General features: G+C 56.8%; 15 protein-coding genes. 8 read left to right on the top strand and 7 right to left on the bottom strand.

Features of this window, described 5'->3' with window-relative positions:
- Positions 1-185: 185 nt before the first annotated feature.
- Both LA5095_RS17360 and LA5095_RS17355 read left to right on the top strand, forming a co-directional pair.
- On the top strand, positions 186-983 hold the full coding sequence (locus LA5095_RS17360; protein ID WP_055118000.1) for a siderophore-interacting protein: 798 nt from the start codon (positions 186-188) through the stop codon (positions 981-983).
- A 260-nt stretch (positions 984-1,243) separates the two neighbouring features.
- The gene (locus LA5095_RS17355; RefSeq protein ID WP_055117189.1) at positions 1,244-1,855 is read left to right on the top strand and encodes an MliC family protein; all 612 of its coding nucleotides are present in this window, start codon (positions 1,244-1,246) and stop codon (positions 1,853-1,855) included.
- A gap of 93 nt (positions 1,856-1,948) precedes the next feature.
- Here LA5095_RS17355 and LA5095_RS17350 read toward each other — a convergent pair whose 3' ends face one another.
- The 4 genes from LA5095_RS17350 to LA5095_RS17335 form a co-directional block, all read right to left on the bottom strand.
- The gene (locus LA5095_RS17350; RefSeq protein ID WP_055117187.1) at positions 1,949-2,572 is read right to left on the bottom strand and encodes a LysE family translocator; all 624 of its coding nucleotides are present in this window, start codon (positions 2,570-2,572) and stop codon (positions 1,949-1,951) included.
- Positions 2,573-2,620: 48 nt separating this feature from the next.
- Complete coding sequence (locus tag LA5095_RS17345; RefSeq protein WP_055117185.1) at positions 2,621-3,370, bottom strand: pyridoxine 5'-phosphate synthase; 750 nt, start codon at positions 3,368-3,370, stop codon at positions 2,621-2,623.
- Between the two features lie 155 nt (positions 3,371-3,525).
- The gene (locus tag LA5095_RS17340) at positions 3,526-5,235 is read right to left on the bottom strand and encodes a saccharopine dehydrogenase family protein (protein WP_055117183.1); all 1,710 of its coding nucleotides are present in this window, start codon (positions 5,233-5,235) and stop codon (positions 3,526-3,528) included.
- The gene (locus LA5095_RS17335) at positions 5,228-5,668 is read right to left on the bottom strand and encodes a thiol-disulfide oxidoreductase DCC family protein (RefSeq protein WP_082442866.1); all 441 of its coding nucleotides are present in this window, start codon (positions 5,666-5,668) and stop codon (positions 5,228-5,230) included. Before LA5095_RS17335 ends, LA5095_RS17340 begins: the two co-directional genes overlap by 8 nt.
- 245 nt (positions 5,669-5,913) lie before the next feature.
- On the opposite strand from LA5095_RS17335, the gene LA5095_RS17330 reads away from it, so the two are divergent.
- The 4 genes from LA5095_RS17330 to LA5095_RS17315 all read left to right on the top strand — a co-directional run bounded on the left by LA5095_RS17330 (position 5,914) and on the right by LA5095_RS17315 (position 9,682).
- Positions 5,914-7,128, top strand: coding sequence for a GTP-binding protein (locus LA5095_RS17330; RefSeq protein ID WP_055117181.1), 1,215 nt, complete (start codon positions 5,914-5,916; stop codon positions 7,126-7,128).
- Positions 7,125-7,748: a DUF1826 domain-containing protein gene (locus LA5095_RS17325; RefSeq protein WP_055117179.1), complete on the top strand. Its 624-nt coding sequence runs from the start codon at positions 7,125-7,127 to the stop codon at positions 7,746-7,748. The genes LA5095_RS17330 and LA5095_RS17325 overlap by 4 nt, the downstream gene beginning before the upstream one ends.
- Positions 7,749-7,994: 246 nt before the next feature.
- Positions 7,995-8,813: a VPLPA-CTERM sorting domain-containing protein gene (locus LA5095_RS17320; protein ID WP_144436031.1), complete on the top strand. Its 819-nt coding sequence runs from the start codon at positions 7,995-7,997 to the stop codon at positions 8,811-8,813.
- 440 nt (positions 8,814-9,253) lie between these two features.
- Complete coding sequence (locus LA5095_RS17315) at positions 9,254-9,682, top strand: hypothetical protein (protein ID WP_055117175.1); 429 nt, start codon at positions 9,254-9,256, stop codon at positions 9,680-9,682.
- 57 nt (positions 9,683-9,739) lie between these two features.
- Here LA5095_RS17315 and LA5095_RS17310 read toward each other — a convergent pair whose 3' ends face one another.
- Positions 9,740-10,051, bottom strand: coding sequence for a DMT family transporter (locus LA5095_RS17310; protein ID WP_055117173.1), 312 nt, complete (start codon positions 10,049-10,051; stop codon positions 9,740-9,742).
- A 163-nt stretch (positions 10,052-10,214) separates the two neighbouring features.
- Positions 10,215-11,459, bottom strand: coding sequence for a phosphoglycerate dehydrogenase (gene serA, locus LA5095_RS17305; RefSeq protein WP_055117171.1), 1,245 nt, complete (start codon positions 11,457-11,459; stop codon positions 10,215-10,217).
- A gap of 218 nt (positions 11,460-11,677) precedes the next feature.
- Between serA and LA5095_RS17300 the strand changes: the two genes are divergently transcribed.
- Positions 11,678-12,421 carry a hypothetical protein gene (locus tag LA5095_RS17300; RefSeq protein WP_055117169.1) on the top strand — a complete coding sequence of 248 codons (744 nt, stop codon included), beginning with the start codon at positions 11,678-11,680 and terminating at the stop codon, positions 12,419-12,421.
- A gap of 22 nt (positions 12,422-12,443) precedes the next feature.
- Here LA5095_RS17300 and LA5095_RS17295 read toward each other — a convergent pair whose 3' ends face one another.
- Entirely contained in the window at positions 12,444-12,779 is a 336-nt protein-coding gene (locus LA5095_RS17295) for an ArsR/SmtB family transcription factor (RefSeq protein ID WP_055117165.1), read from the bottom strand.
- A 58-nt stretch (positions 12,780-12,837) separates the two neighbouring features.
- Here LA5095_RS17295 and LA5095_RS17290 point away from each other — a divergent pair, with 58 nt between their 5' ends.
- Complete coding sequence (locus LA5095_RS17290) at positions 12,838-13,278, top strand: SRPBCC family protein (protein ID WP_055117163.1); 441 nt, start codon at positions 12,838-12,840, stop codon at positions 13,276-13,278.
- The last annotated feature ends 12 nt before the right edge of the window (positions 13,279-13,290 follow it).

Genomic DNA, 13,290 nt, shown 5'->3' with positions numbered 1-13,290 from the left:
GTTTCAGCCCGCCACCCGGCGGGCTTTTTTTTGGCATTCGCGTGCCCTCAATTTCCAGATGGCCGATCGTGTAACCAACCGCGCGTGACGGACTGTTTCGGTTTTTCGAACGATGAACCCCTTTTCTTTTCGTCCGGCCATTGCTAAATCTTGAGAAAATTATTCATCTTTTTTCGAGGTGCGAATTGACCAACCGTGCAAAACGCCGTCCGCGTATCCTGACCGTGAAGAAGGTCCGGCAACTTAGCCCGCACATGTTACGGGTGACCTTTGCAGGACCGGAACTGGAAGGCTTTCCGATCGGTCACGAAGGTGCCAATTGCAAGCTCGTGCTGCCGCGTGACGGTGAAGGCAGGGACGAATTCGAGGCATATTTCGCTCCCGATGGACCGTCGGAGAAGGTCCACCCGGTTAGAACCTACACGGTGCGCGCCTTCCGGCAGGACGATCTGGAACTTGATATCGACTTCGTCGCGCATGGGGATGAAGGGCCGGCGACGCGCTGGGCGCAGGAAGCGCAGCAAGGCTCTTATCTTGGCTTTTTCGGTCCCAGCCAACCCAAGATCACCGATTTCTATGCGGATTGGTACCTGATTGCCGCTGACCTGTCGGCCATGCCGGTTGCCGAAGCGACATTGGAGGCCATGCCGCCGGATGCCAGGGGTGTGGCAGTCTTTGAGGTGCCGTCCGAAAGCGATGTCCGGAAGATTGCGGTTCCGAAAGGGATCGAGATCACCTGGCTGGTCCAGGAGGATGTGCATGCCCCTTCAACGGCACAAGTAGATTTCGTGAGTTCGCTTCAGTGGCGGGCGGGGGTCGTGCAGACCTGTATCGCGGGCGAAAGTTCCGTGATCCGTGCGCTGCGTTCCCACCTGCACAAGGAACGCGGAATTCCCAGGAAGGACACCTATATCTCCGGCTACTGGAAAATCGGCCTAGTCGAGGACGAGCATCAGAAGGCGAAGCGGGCAGAGGCTGCCTGACGATCTCTCCCAACGGTCAATCCAAGGTCACCTTTGCCGTGTAGGGTATTGCAAACAGAAGGTTTGCATTGGCCCGCCTGGACCCATATGGGTGTATGTACGACCTGGAGCGAAATTTGTCCGACGTGGATCAACAGCAGCTGATGCCCAAAGCGCGCGCTGCGAGTTGCTGGAAGATCATGATTGACCAAATGTTCACTCAGTCCGCCACGTAGCCGAACCGATAGACAGGAACGCTGTTGCAATTTTTGAGGTTGAGAATGCGGTTTGTGATTTTGCCGGGAACACTTCTTGTCAGCTGGTTTTTTGCAATAGGATTTTCTTTTGCCGCGGATCCGGCCTTCGATTGCAGCAAAGCGGAAAGCTCGGCCGAAGAGCTGATCTGTTCCAACGATGACCTTGCAGGGCTCGATCAGGACCTGGCACGCGTCTACAAGGATGCCGTCGCCGCCGTTGAGACATATGCCGACAAGGATGAAGCGCTGGCGGACCTGAAGGCATTTCAGAGAGGGTGGGTCAAAGGCCGCGATGACTGCTGGAAAGCGGACAGCGAATTGGCCTGCATCAAGGCAACCTACGAACGCCGTATAGCCGAACTGACGACGCGCTATGGCCTGATTGAGGGCCAGAAACCGGTATTTTACACGTGCAACGGTAACCCGGCCGACGAGATCGTCGCGACATTTTTCCCGACGACACCTCCCTCCGCGCGTCTTGAAAGAGGTGACACGACAGAGATTGTCGTGGAAGGACCGACCGGATCAGGCGCGCGCTATGTCGGTGATTTCGGAATACTTTTCTGGATCAAGGGTGATGAAGCGATGGTCGAATGGCCGCAAGGTACATCCTTCGACTGTAAAGTTCGTAGCTGACCGATACCCCAGATGCCCTGACCTTTCCCGTTGGTTCAGATACGATCGGGTGTTCTTGAAAATCGCTTTGATCGGTGCAATTCGCAAAAAGGCTTATCTCGAAGCCGTTGCCAACGCCGAGCCGAAGCCGACAAACAGACCACCCGTTACCCGTCTGACCCAACGCATGCGACGGGCTGATGTCAGGAACCGCCTCAAGTGTCCTCCGGCGAACGCGATCGCTGCATGATTGGCAAAGCACAAGGCCGCATAGGTGAAGGACAAGACGCTGATTTCCAGAAGGTCAACCCGGCCTGAGCGCATGAACTGGGGGAAAAGTGCGGTTATGACAAGTATGGCCTTCGGGTTGGTGACAGATACGAGCAGGGCTTCAAGAAACAGTTTCCAGGCACTTTTTCTGCTGACCTGATTTTCCGCGGAGATCTGGAAACCGGATTTGTCGCGCCAGACCTTCAGCCCGAGGTAAATGAGATAAGCCGCACCGATGAACTTGAGTACGGTGAACGCGAGCGCAGACGTCGACATCAGCGCTCCGAAGCCGAATGCGACGGCGTAGCCGATCAGCACAAGACCGGCGGCATTGCCCGTCGCGGACGCGAGTGTCGCATTTCGTCCAAACCGCAACGTGTTGCTGATGGCGAGCATGATGCCCGGGCCGGGACTAATGGCGGGCAAAAGGGAAACGGCCACGAAGATGAGCCAGAGATCGAAAGACATTTTGGAAAATCCGGAAAGAGGAAATTAAGGAAGGGGTTCCGACGCGGCTCAGAGTTCCCCCATTGCCTTGCGGAACCGGCTTATACTTTCGGCAAACCCGTGAACCAGTGCGTCGGCGGTAAAGCCGTGGCCGATGGACATTTCGCGGATGAAGGGGGCCTTTGCAATGAGCGGCGGAATGTTCTCCACGGTCAGGTCATGGCCTGCATTGACACCAAGGCCACAAGCATTGGCGCTTTCTGCCGTGGCGGCAATCTTGTCGAGTTCCTTTTCGGCCCGGGCCGGCTCGTCGTAACAAGCACCGTATGGTCCTGTGTAGATCTCGATCCGCTCTGCACCAAGACGGGCAGCATGCTCCGGTGCAGCAGGGTCGGGGTCGCAGAATAGTGCGACGCTGACCGCCCATTCCCTTGCCGCGGCAATTGCCGTTTGAAGCGAACCTGTGTCCCTGGAAAAGTCCCAGCCGTGATCGGAGGTTGTCTGGTCCGGGTCGTCGGGCACGAACAGGACCTGCTCCGGTCGTGCCTGCTCGACCAGGCTCATGAAGTCTGGGGAAGGGTACCCTTCAAGGCACAGTTCCTTGTTGGGAAATCTGTCCTCGATCAGCTCGGAAAGGTCGAACACATCCGTCTTGCGGATGTGGCGCTCATCCGGGCGCGGATGAACCGTGACCCCCTTTGCACCGGCTTCCATTGCAATTGCGGCCAGGCCGGTCACACTCGGCCAGGGCAGGTCACGGCGATTGCGCAGCATGGCGACTGCATTGACATTGACGGAAAGGCGCGAGGCGGCAGGCATGGCTGGTCGTCCGGATGAGGCGGTTCACAAACTGATTCAAGGTATTGGGTCAGTTTTGCAAGATTGTTGTAAAAGCTATTGAAGTCAAACGCGAAATTGTCACTAGAGACAATGTTTTTGCAGTTTGATCTTCCCGAAAGAGGAATGGAATGCAGTTACGTGTCGGCTCGATACTTGAGCGATTGTTCTTTCAGGGGGGTGTCGATTTCCAGCCAGCCCTGATACCGGACGAGCATTCCGATGCCAGGCAGCGAGATCCTGACGTCAAAATTAAACCGCCCGTTTTCCTCGAACTCGAACGCTTCGCTCTCCGGCAGGATCCACTTTGGCAAAGGGCAGCCGAGGAACCTCCCGCGCGCGACGGGAAAACACAGCCTCGTTCCATCGTGGGTCAGGTCGATATCAAATTTCAAGGGACCGAAGCGCTCGCAAACGTGGCCCTTTCCCTGATCATCGCGAAGCGACAAAACCGACCGGAATGTCTTGCCTCCGAAATTTCTACTCCATAATTCCTTGTCCGCGTGTCTTTCAATCGTCACCGCAACGGGAACGCTGCCAGCTTCAGGCGGAAAACCAATCAGGCGGCAGAGCAGGTTTCCAAGCATCGATTGACCACGCGAAACCCGCGCCGTTCCCGACCAGACATGCCTGTCAAAGACAGTGTGAAGGTTCCTGACCGGGCCGGGCAAAGCGGCAAAACCTTCTCCCATCGTCTGTTGAAACAAGCAGGGGGCAATATCCGTTTCCCCGAACGTTTTCACGCTCAGATGCGATGTTGCTTCGTCAATCTCTTCAAGGCTGAATTCGGCGAGGCAGGACCGGGCGCCCGTCGCAATGGAGCCTGCGGCAAGACGTTTGCACACGATAGTAGCCGCAACGGCCGGAATGCTTGGTCCATCACCGGCCTCCGCGATCAGCGTCCAGTTTGCAGCCTTGGGGAGGCCGTCCTTGTCGAGGCCCGCAACACGAACCTCCATGCCACCCCGGTCGGAGCCGAACGGCGCCAGCCAATCGGCCACCTTTCGAAGCGACCTGGCAAGTGGCTCCAGCGACGTGATCAGCCTTAGGCGGGTAAGCCAGGACAGTGCCCAAAGGCCAAGGTGCATGACGGAGAGTTCCAGTCCGGCTCGAAAGAGCACCGTTCGAGCACCATAGCGCCCGGGAAAAAGCTGAAGATCGGGGGCTCCAATGAAACTCGTCCAGCGAGGGGGCAATCCGCCGTTTCGCGGTCCAATCCGACGTCGTTCGAGACCCGACCAGCCGGGAACTGATGTCAGGGCGCCATCGCGGCATATGGCAATGGGGCGACCCGTCTGTCCAAGGATGGCCCGCATGACCGCCAGGCCGCGCGGTGCGCGATTGCCTGGCAGGATGGCGCTTTCAATGAAATCGAGGCGCAAGAAATCGCTGCGCATGGCTTCCACTGCGACCGAAGAGAGCGCCGGGACGCTGGAAACGCCGGACAGGGCCGTTTTTCCAACCGATCTGGCTTCCTGTTCAAGTTCTGAGATGCCCGACGTGAAGTTGGCATCGTCGGAAAGGTCCATGTAGTGGCTTCCTGCGGCAAGCGCGGCCATGACGATTGAATAGGTGTCTTCGGCATAGTTCTGAAACGGACCTGAAGCATCGACAACCACGAAGGGCTTGAGCTTTGCGAGGGACGTGCCGAAAGCTGGATCGTGTCGGTCCAGATACACGGGCAAACCGCCATGAACCTCGCAAAAGGCCTGCGCTTTTGTCCGGTTTCTTCCTGCGACAACGACGTCGAACTGCTGATTACGCAGCAGTGCCAGGGCGAGCTTGCCGCCGAAAACGCCATATCCACCAAGAATGACAACCCGCTTTGGAGAGCTTTGGTCAGTCAATGAGCCTGTCCTTCAATTCCCGGGAGGGAAGGGGGCAGGACCGTTTCCCGAAAGCATACCTGTTCCGGGCGATCCGGTCGTACAGCCAGTTGGAAATGGTCTTCGGCAGGAAATCCACCACGGACAAGAGGGCCCAGGGGCCTCCGGCGCTTTTCATTGCAGCGGCAAACGAGGCCATCTTGGTATAGGACCGCCCGTCGAGAATAACGATGTTTGTTTCCAGAAGGTCAGGGTCGAGGCCATGCTGTTCATAGAGTAATCGCCCGGTATCGGACCGGGCGCTGACAAAACGAAATCCGGTCTTCCTGTCATGCGTTGACATGAAGCGTGCAAAGCGGGAACAGATGATGCAATCCGCGTCGAAAACGATCAGGTTTTCGCCGAGTGTCGGTGGCGGTTTCGCCTCGCTTACACATCCCTCGCGGTGGGGCATCTGTTCCGATTGTCATTGCAAAAGCATTATGCTGAGACAGCCTACGTATTTTTCCGGTGTGAACGAGTCTTCATTTCGTCGCAGTCCGGCTTGTGGCTGCGTTTGCAGTTGAGCGCCGCCTTCATCGGGGCCAGGACAATCGGCACTTGTGAATAGTCGGCAAAGCCGGACCTGACATCTTGTCACCATGCAGCGGATCAGATACGTTATGTAATAACATTACGTGTTACACTTCAGGAGCCAGCATGCCCGATACCCGTTTGCCAGTGACTGTTCTCTCCGGATTTCTCGGAGCAGGAAAGACAACCTTGCTCAATCGCGTCCTCAACAATCGTGAGGGCCTCAAGGTCGCCGTCATCGTCAATGACATGTCGGAAGTCAACATCGATGCAGATCTTGTACGAGCCGGGGGCGCGGAGCTCAGCAAGACTGATGAAACTCTCGTTGAAATGTCAAACGGCTGCATCTGCTGCACTTTGCGGGACGACCTTCTGACTGAAGTCAGACGCTTGTCCGAAGAAGGGAGGTTCGACTACCTGCTGATTGAATCGACCGGTATTTCCGAACCCCTGCCCGTGGCAGCAACCTTCGAGTTTCGCGACGAGAACGGACTGAGTCTTTCGGATGTGTCACGGCTGGACACGATGGTAACCGTCGTCGACGCGGTCAACCTGCTGAATGATTTCTCAAGTCATGACTTTCTGAAAGACCGCGGCGAAACATTGGGAGAAGAAGATGCGCGTACGCTCGTGCACCTTCTGACCGACCAGATTGAATTTGCAGATGTGGTCGTTCTGAACAAGGTCGGCGCAGCCTCGCCCGGCCAGGTTGATGCCGCGCGCAAGATCATCCGGAGCCTCAATGCGGATGCGAAGATCCTGCAGACCGACTACAGCGCCATAGAGCCGTCGGAGATCCTCAACACAGGGCTTTTCAACTTTGAAAGGGCTCACGAGCATCCCATGTGGGCAAAGGAACTCTACGGGTTTGCCGATCACGTCCCGGAAACGGAGGAATACGGTGTCACATCCTATGTCTACCGAGCACGCCGTCCCTTCACGCCACGGAAAATCCATGATGTTCTCAACGGTAACCTGCCCGGAGTGATCCGCGCCAAGGGTCATTTCTGGATCGGCAGCCGTCCCGAGTGGGTCATCGAGTTTTCCCTGGCTGGAGCGCTTTCCGGAATCGCGCCGATCGGCACCTGGTGGGCATCGGTCCCCATGAACCGCTGGCCGGATGACGAACAGGCCCGTGCCTATGCCAAATCCCACTGGGTCGACCCCTTCGGAGACCGGCGCCAGGAGATCGTCTTCATCGGGGCCGATATTGACTGGCCCACCCTGAAGCGCAGATTGGACGGCTGCCTGATCCCGGAAGCAGAAGGAAATGATCTGTCGGGTTTTGCGGATCTGCCGGATCCTTTTCCCGGGTTTCGTCGCGCGGAGCAGGCAGCATGAGTATTGCAGAAGCGCACATCGCGACTGCTTCCGATGCCCGCGACGTTTTGATGGGGCGGGAGCCGGACATCTTCGCCGATATCGAGTTGCCGGGGGTTGCAGCGGTGATCTGGAACCGGTCCTGCGACGTTGGTTTTCAACGCTGGATCGACGGTATGCCACCACAAAACCTGCCTGAATTGCGCACAGTCGTCCCGTTTCATCTGGCAGAGGCAGCTGCCATCGCCGCCTGCGAGCAGGTGGGCATTCCTTCAGGCCGCGAAAGAGACATGTTGACCGGTGACATCGGCGCGCTGGCTCTGTTAGTCGCAAAGACACTGAAAACGCGGCAGGTCGGGATCAGGCTCGATGTTTCCGACGAGATCATGTGTCCGAAGTTCCATGTCGACAACGTTCCGGCTCGTCTGCTGTGCACGTATCGCGGCACCGGAACGCAGTATGTTCCTGAAGGATGGGATGCTGATCCAGAGCGGATAGGGCAGGTGGCGCGCGGCGCAGTCGCGTTGTTCCGCGGCGGTGCCTGGCCAGGGGCCGAGCGCACCGGCCTGCTTCACCGATCGCCTGCCCCTGACATCGGAGCAGGACCGCGGCTGCTTCTGGTGATCGACCCAATCGGGTGAGAGAAATCGGGCAGTTGGCCCGGGACTGGAAACTGGATTTGGCGTCGGCTGGATGCTTTCCGGTTGCCTCAAGAACGGACAAGTGGTCCCATTTCAGTTAGCGATTGGCTGAAGACTTCATCAGGCGGCAAGCTTGTGCTTGTTGCGAACTGGTCAGACGCCGGTCTCCGGATTTTCTGCCATTCGCCACCGGGGCATCGATGAGCCGGTGTTTGGCCGATACTTCCTAACAAAATATGTTAAAATTTGATTAAATTGTTTATTTCCGTTAGTATTTATCTCTATTCAATTTGTTTGAAGAATGTCGATCGATCGAAATTGACAAAATCAATTAGTATTCGCTCAGAAAAGGACAGCAAGATGATTAAATCATTCTCGGCAGCACTTTTTCTTGCCGTATTCGCGCCTGTCGCTGCCTTTGGCGCGACGGTGATCAGCGATACCGAATTTGTCGACATCAATTGGTCTGCCACCGAAATTGGAGACACAACACCTAATAACAGCTTCGTCTTCTCGGGTGCACAGGTTTTGAACGGAGGCAATCCTGGCGCCTTTCGCACGATTGTGAGTCAAGTCAACACGTTGGCAGCTTCGAGTGTCCAGGCCGCACATATCTACGAAGCCGCAACGTACGATCCGTCTGGAATGGGGGCGATAGGATCGCTGACTTTCAGCCTGGATCTGAAAGCATTCAGCGGTCCTGCAGGTGCGATGGGAGCCGGGGCTGTCGTTCGCCAGGGTGGGAATTTTTTCGCTTTTGGGCTGGGTCAGGTTCTCAACGGATCGGGTTGGGTTGGATTGACAACCGGGCCCCTGAGTTCCGCGCAATTCACCGCGATCAGCGGTGGCACGCTTGATTTCTCGGGGACTGGTGGCGTCATGTCATTCGGCTTTTTGACCAGTAACGGCACCTTCGGCACGCCTTCGACCAATACTGCGGGATTTGATAATTTCCGCGTTGAGATCGCGCAGGTTGGGGCTGTGCCACTGCCTGCCGGAATGTTCCTTCTATTGACTACGCTGGTCGGCTTCGGCGTCGCGTCGCGGTGGAGCCGTCGCTTCTGATTTTAATCTGGCCCTGCTTGTTTCGGTGCAATTAGTTTGCGACGACGAGTGTCTGGCGAAGGCCGTGAGATTTACGCAATAACTGGTGGTGCGGCTTTTCACCCGACACTGGGTTCCTGTCGTGCGGGAACAAACACCCCAAGTGGCCTTCTGCGCTGTCTTTCACAGCAGACCTACAGTTGCCTTGCGAGCACGAAGTTTGAAGACTGATGGATCTTCGCCAGAAAAAGGTCAATAACGTCTCTGAAACCCAAATTTCATGAATTCGCAGAAAGCCGGATTGTTGGGCTCAAACCGTCGTTTGATGAACTCGCCATCGACACTGGCTCCTTCTCGGAAGTACACTATCGGTCCAAGGTAACTATGCCGCCAATTGCCATCGCAGCGCGGCAGATCAAAATCCAGAGCGCAAAGTTTTGGAATCTGATAGACTGGTCCACATGTTGCGCGCCCTTGCCATACTACTGTTGAGCACGGCGCCTGCGCTGGCCTGGGAGGTCAGACAGGGCCGGATTTGCGAGTTGGTCCACGATGGTGAGGACGCTTCGGTGCGTGTTACCTACGACCCCGCGCTCCCCGAATACGCCATCGCGATCACGCCGAAGCGGCCCTGGCAGCAGGGCTCGATCTTTGCGATGCGTTTTGACGGGCCGCGCGGCAACACAATCTCGACCGACCGGCACGCACTCTCGGGCGGCGGAGCAACCCTGACCGTCACGGATCGCGGCTTCGGCAATGTTCTGAACGGGCTCGAATTCAACCACACCGCCACGGCACTTCTTGGCGAGCGGACAGTTGTCGTTCCACTCGACGGTGCTGCTCCGGCCGTCCGCGAATTTCGCGCCTGTGCCTCTGGCCTGAACGTCTGAACAAGAAACGGTTTTTCAGCCTTTGATACCGAGCCCGCCGGGACCATGCCTGGTTTCTCAGGCGAGTTTCATCGTGAAAATTCCGGCCACAATGAGAAGGGCGGCAATGATGCGCTGAACACTCACCGCTTCACCCAGGAACCAGACCCCGACCACGAAGGCGCCGACGGCGCCTATTCCGGTCCAGATCATGTAGCTGGTTCCCAGCGGAAGCGTTCGCATGGAAAGCGACAGGAGGCCAAAAGAAGCCACCATCGCACCCAGCATGATGAGCGTCGGCACCAGTCGCGTGAAACCTTGCGATTCCTTCATCGCGAAAGCCCAGGCTATTTCAAGAATTCCGGCCAAGAAAAGGAAGATCCACGCCATGTCGGTTCTCCATCACGGGTCGTCCCGTTCAAGTGAATGACAATGGAGGTCGTCCCCCGGTCACCTAGGTGGGGAGGCGTTCGGTCGAAACAAATGAATTATTTGAAACCTTTGCCAAGAAGGCCCGGTTCCACCGGGCCACCTGGAACGGAAATATCTTTCTTCAGACCCGGTTGAGCAGTCTCGCCCGGATGGTGTTCGGCAGGGCCCGGATTTCTTCGAGGATACCGACCGGTTCCTCGACGGGGCTGTCCACATCCAGAACCACATAGCCGATGTCCTGATGCGACTGCATGAACTGGGCATGGATGTTGAGATCATGACGGGTGAAGAGGTCGTTGAGCGTCCGCATGGCGCCCGGAGCGTTGTGATGAACCTGGATGAAGCGGGTTGCATCCGTTCCCTTCGGTAGCTGTACCTGAGGAAATTCAATGGCGCCGATCGTTGAGCCTACGTCGGAATATTCCACCAGCCGTTTGGAGACTTCCTCACCGATCCGGGCCTGTGCCTCCTCGGTCGATCCGCCGACATGCGGCGTCAGAATGACGTTGTCGAGGCCGCGCAGGGGAGAAGTGAATTCATCCTTGTTGGACTTCGGCTCGACCGGAAATACGTCAATGGCAGCCCCTGCGAGGTGGCCTGACCTGAGCGCATCGGCGAGGGCCTCTATATCAATCACCTTGCCGCGGGCATTGTTGATGAGGAACGCGCCTTTTTTCATCCTGGCTATCTGCTCGGCCCGGAACATGTTTCTGGTCGCGGTTGTGTCGGGCACATGCAAGGAGACGACGTCAGACTCCGACAGCAGCATGTCCAGGCTGTCCGTCGGCAGTACATTGCCGTGCTGCAGCTTGTCGACCATGTCGAAATAGATCACGCGCATGCCCATGGCTTCGGCCAGATTCGAAAGCTGCGTGCCGATATTGCCGTAGCCGACGATCCCGAGCGTCTTGCCGCGGATCTCGTGGGACCCGGCAGCGCTTTTCAGCCAGCGGCCTTCATGGGCCGCGGAGGATTTGGTGAATACCCCGCGCATCAGCATGACGATTTCGGCAATCGTCAGTTCAGCAACCGAACGGGTGTTGGAAAATGGTGCGTTGAAGACCGGGATGCCGCGGTTCAAGGTGCCGTTCAGATCCACCTGGTTGGTTCCGACCGAAAAACAGCCGACAGCGACAAGGCTCTTGGCCGCATCCAGCACTTCTTCCGTAACCTGTGTGCGCGACCGGATACCGAGGATCTGAACGTCCTGCAGTTTTTCAATCAGGGCGTCCTTTTCAAGAGCGCCGGGCAGGACCTCCACGTTCGAGTAGCCCGCCCTTTCAAGGATATTTTGCGCGGTCGGGGAGATACCCTCAAGCAGGAGCCATCGGATTTGATTTTTCGGCCGGGACAGACCGTGGATCATGGGCTTGGAGCCTTTTCCTTGAATGAAATGAGTCTTCCGCGCCGGAAACAGCGCGGAACGCCGGTGTCGTATACGCGCTGATCCGTGTCGCGTCTAGGCCGCCAATCCAGGGGTGAGGTCATCGTCCAAATTTGCGTTTCAAATACAGGTTGAATGATTTTCGGTGCCAAAGTACACAAGTTGCGCTTTGTCCGCCGCAACACAGGTGTCCCGTGACCATGCTGAACTACGGAAGCGCCGCTTTCGACTACGAACCCTATCCGATCTGCTACATCATGGATGTGCTCGACGAGGACACCTACGGGCGGCTTGTCGAAACGTACCCGGATCGCGAGCTGTTCGAGTACAAACCGGAACTTGGGCACAAGTTTTCGCTTTCCGAAGTCAACAACCGACAAAATTACGAGAATTTCCTCGCTGGCAGCCCGGTGTGGAAAGCCTTTTACGATCATGTGAAATCTGCCGATTTCGTCGAAAAGGTTCTTGAGATGCTTGCCGCAAACAGGATTGATCTCGGTTTGCGGAGAATTCGGGTTCTTTCTGAAAAAACCGGCCACAAGGCCAGTCTTCTGAGCCGTATTCGCCGTCAGACGGAACTGAGTGCCAGGTTCGAATTCTCCATGATGCCCGCGGACGGCGGCCGGATATTGCCGCACACGGACGCGCCCAACAAGCTCATCACGCTGGTTGTCTCCATGATGAGGCCCGATGAATGGGACATGGCCTGGGGTGGCGGTACATCCGTCTGCCTGCCGACGGACAGAACCCTGGTCTTCAATCACCTCAACAAGTCAATGGCTTTTGAAGACGTGGACACGGTGAAAACATTTCCGTTCGAGCCGAACCAGTGTGTGCTTTTCGTCAAGACCTATAACTCGTGGCATCACGTTGCCCCGATGACCGGGCCAGGCGATGCACCGTTGCGAAAGACATTGACGATCAACATCGAGAGTTGCGTCTAAGCGGCAGGTCTGGACCGGAACCTTACCGGTCTTCCCGTGCCTCGAGGTCGGATTTGAGACTGGCCAGCATGGTGACCGCGTTTTCGGCGAATTCACCGATCCAGCGGTCATGAATATCCTTGATAGGAAGCGCATTGAGGTGGTTCCAGCGTTCGCGGCCCTTCCGCTGGACGATGATCAGGTCGGCCGCTTCAAGGACACGCATATGCTGCATGACCGTACAGCGGTCCAGTTCCGGAAACGCCTCGCACAGCGTTCCCGTCGTTTTCGGTGTGTTTTTCAGCAAATCCAGAATTTTCCGGCGGCGCCTGTCTGCCAACGCCTTGAAAATTTTGTCCGAATCATCATCGCTTGACATGTTATAATTTTATAACATTAAATGATTGCGAGCAAGTGGTCAAAGGTGAAACCAAGCCATGAGAGACGACGCGATGACGCTGGAACGAAGCTGCGCCGTGCCGGCTGACCGGGTTTGGGAAACCCTGATCAGGCCTGTGTTCTGGTGGGGGGACGATGTCGTGCTGGAGCCATTTGAGGGCGGCCGTTTTCATGAACCCTGGCGTGACAGGGGGGGGCAGCATCACACGCGTGGAAGGGTGGTAAAAATCGACCCTCCACGGCTGTTGCAATTGAGCTGGAAGGACGACGGCTGGTCATTCGAGACAGACGTTGCCGTCCGGTTGCTGGAAAACGGAAACGGCTGCCGGATCGTTCTCACACATCGGGGCTGGAACGGCGCACCGGAAAGTGACCGGGCGCGATTGGTAACGGCACATCTGGGCGGCTGGAAACATCACCTCGGCAGTCTGGCAAGCTGCGCTGAAACACGCCATCTGAATGAAACGGGTTCCGGTTAGTTGGAGGAAGAA

Origin of the sequence: Roseibium album, assembly GCF_001404515.1 — a bacterium.
In the GTDB taxonomy this organism is placed as follows: domain Bacteria; phylum Pseudomonadota; class Alphaproteobacteria; order Rhizobiales; family Stappiaceae; genus Roseibium; species Roseibium album.
This window is presented reverse-complemented; position numbering and strand designations above follow the sequence as displayed.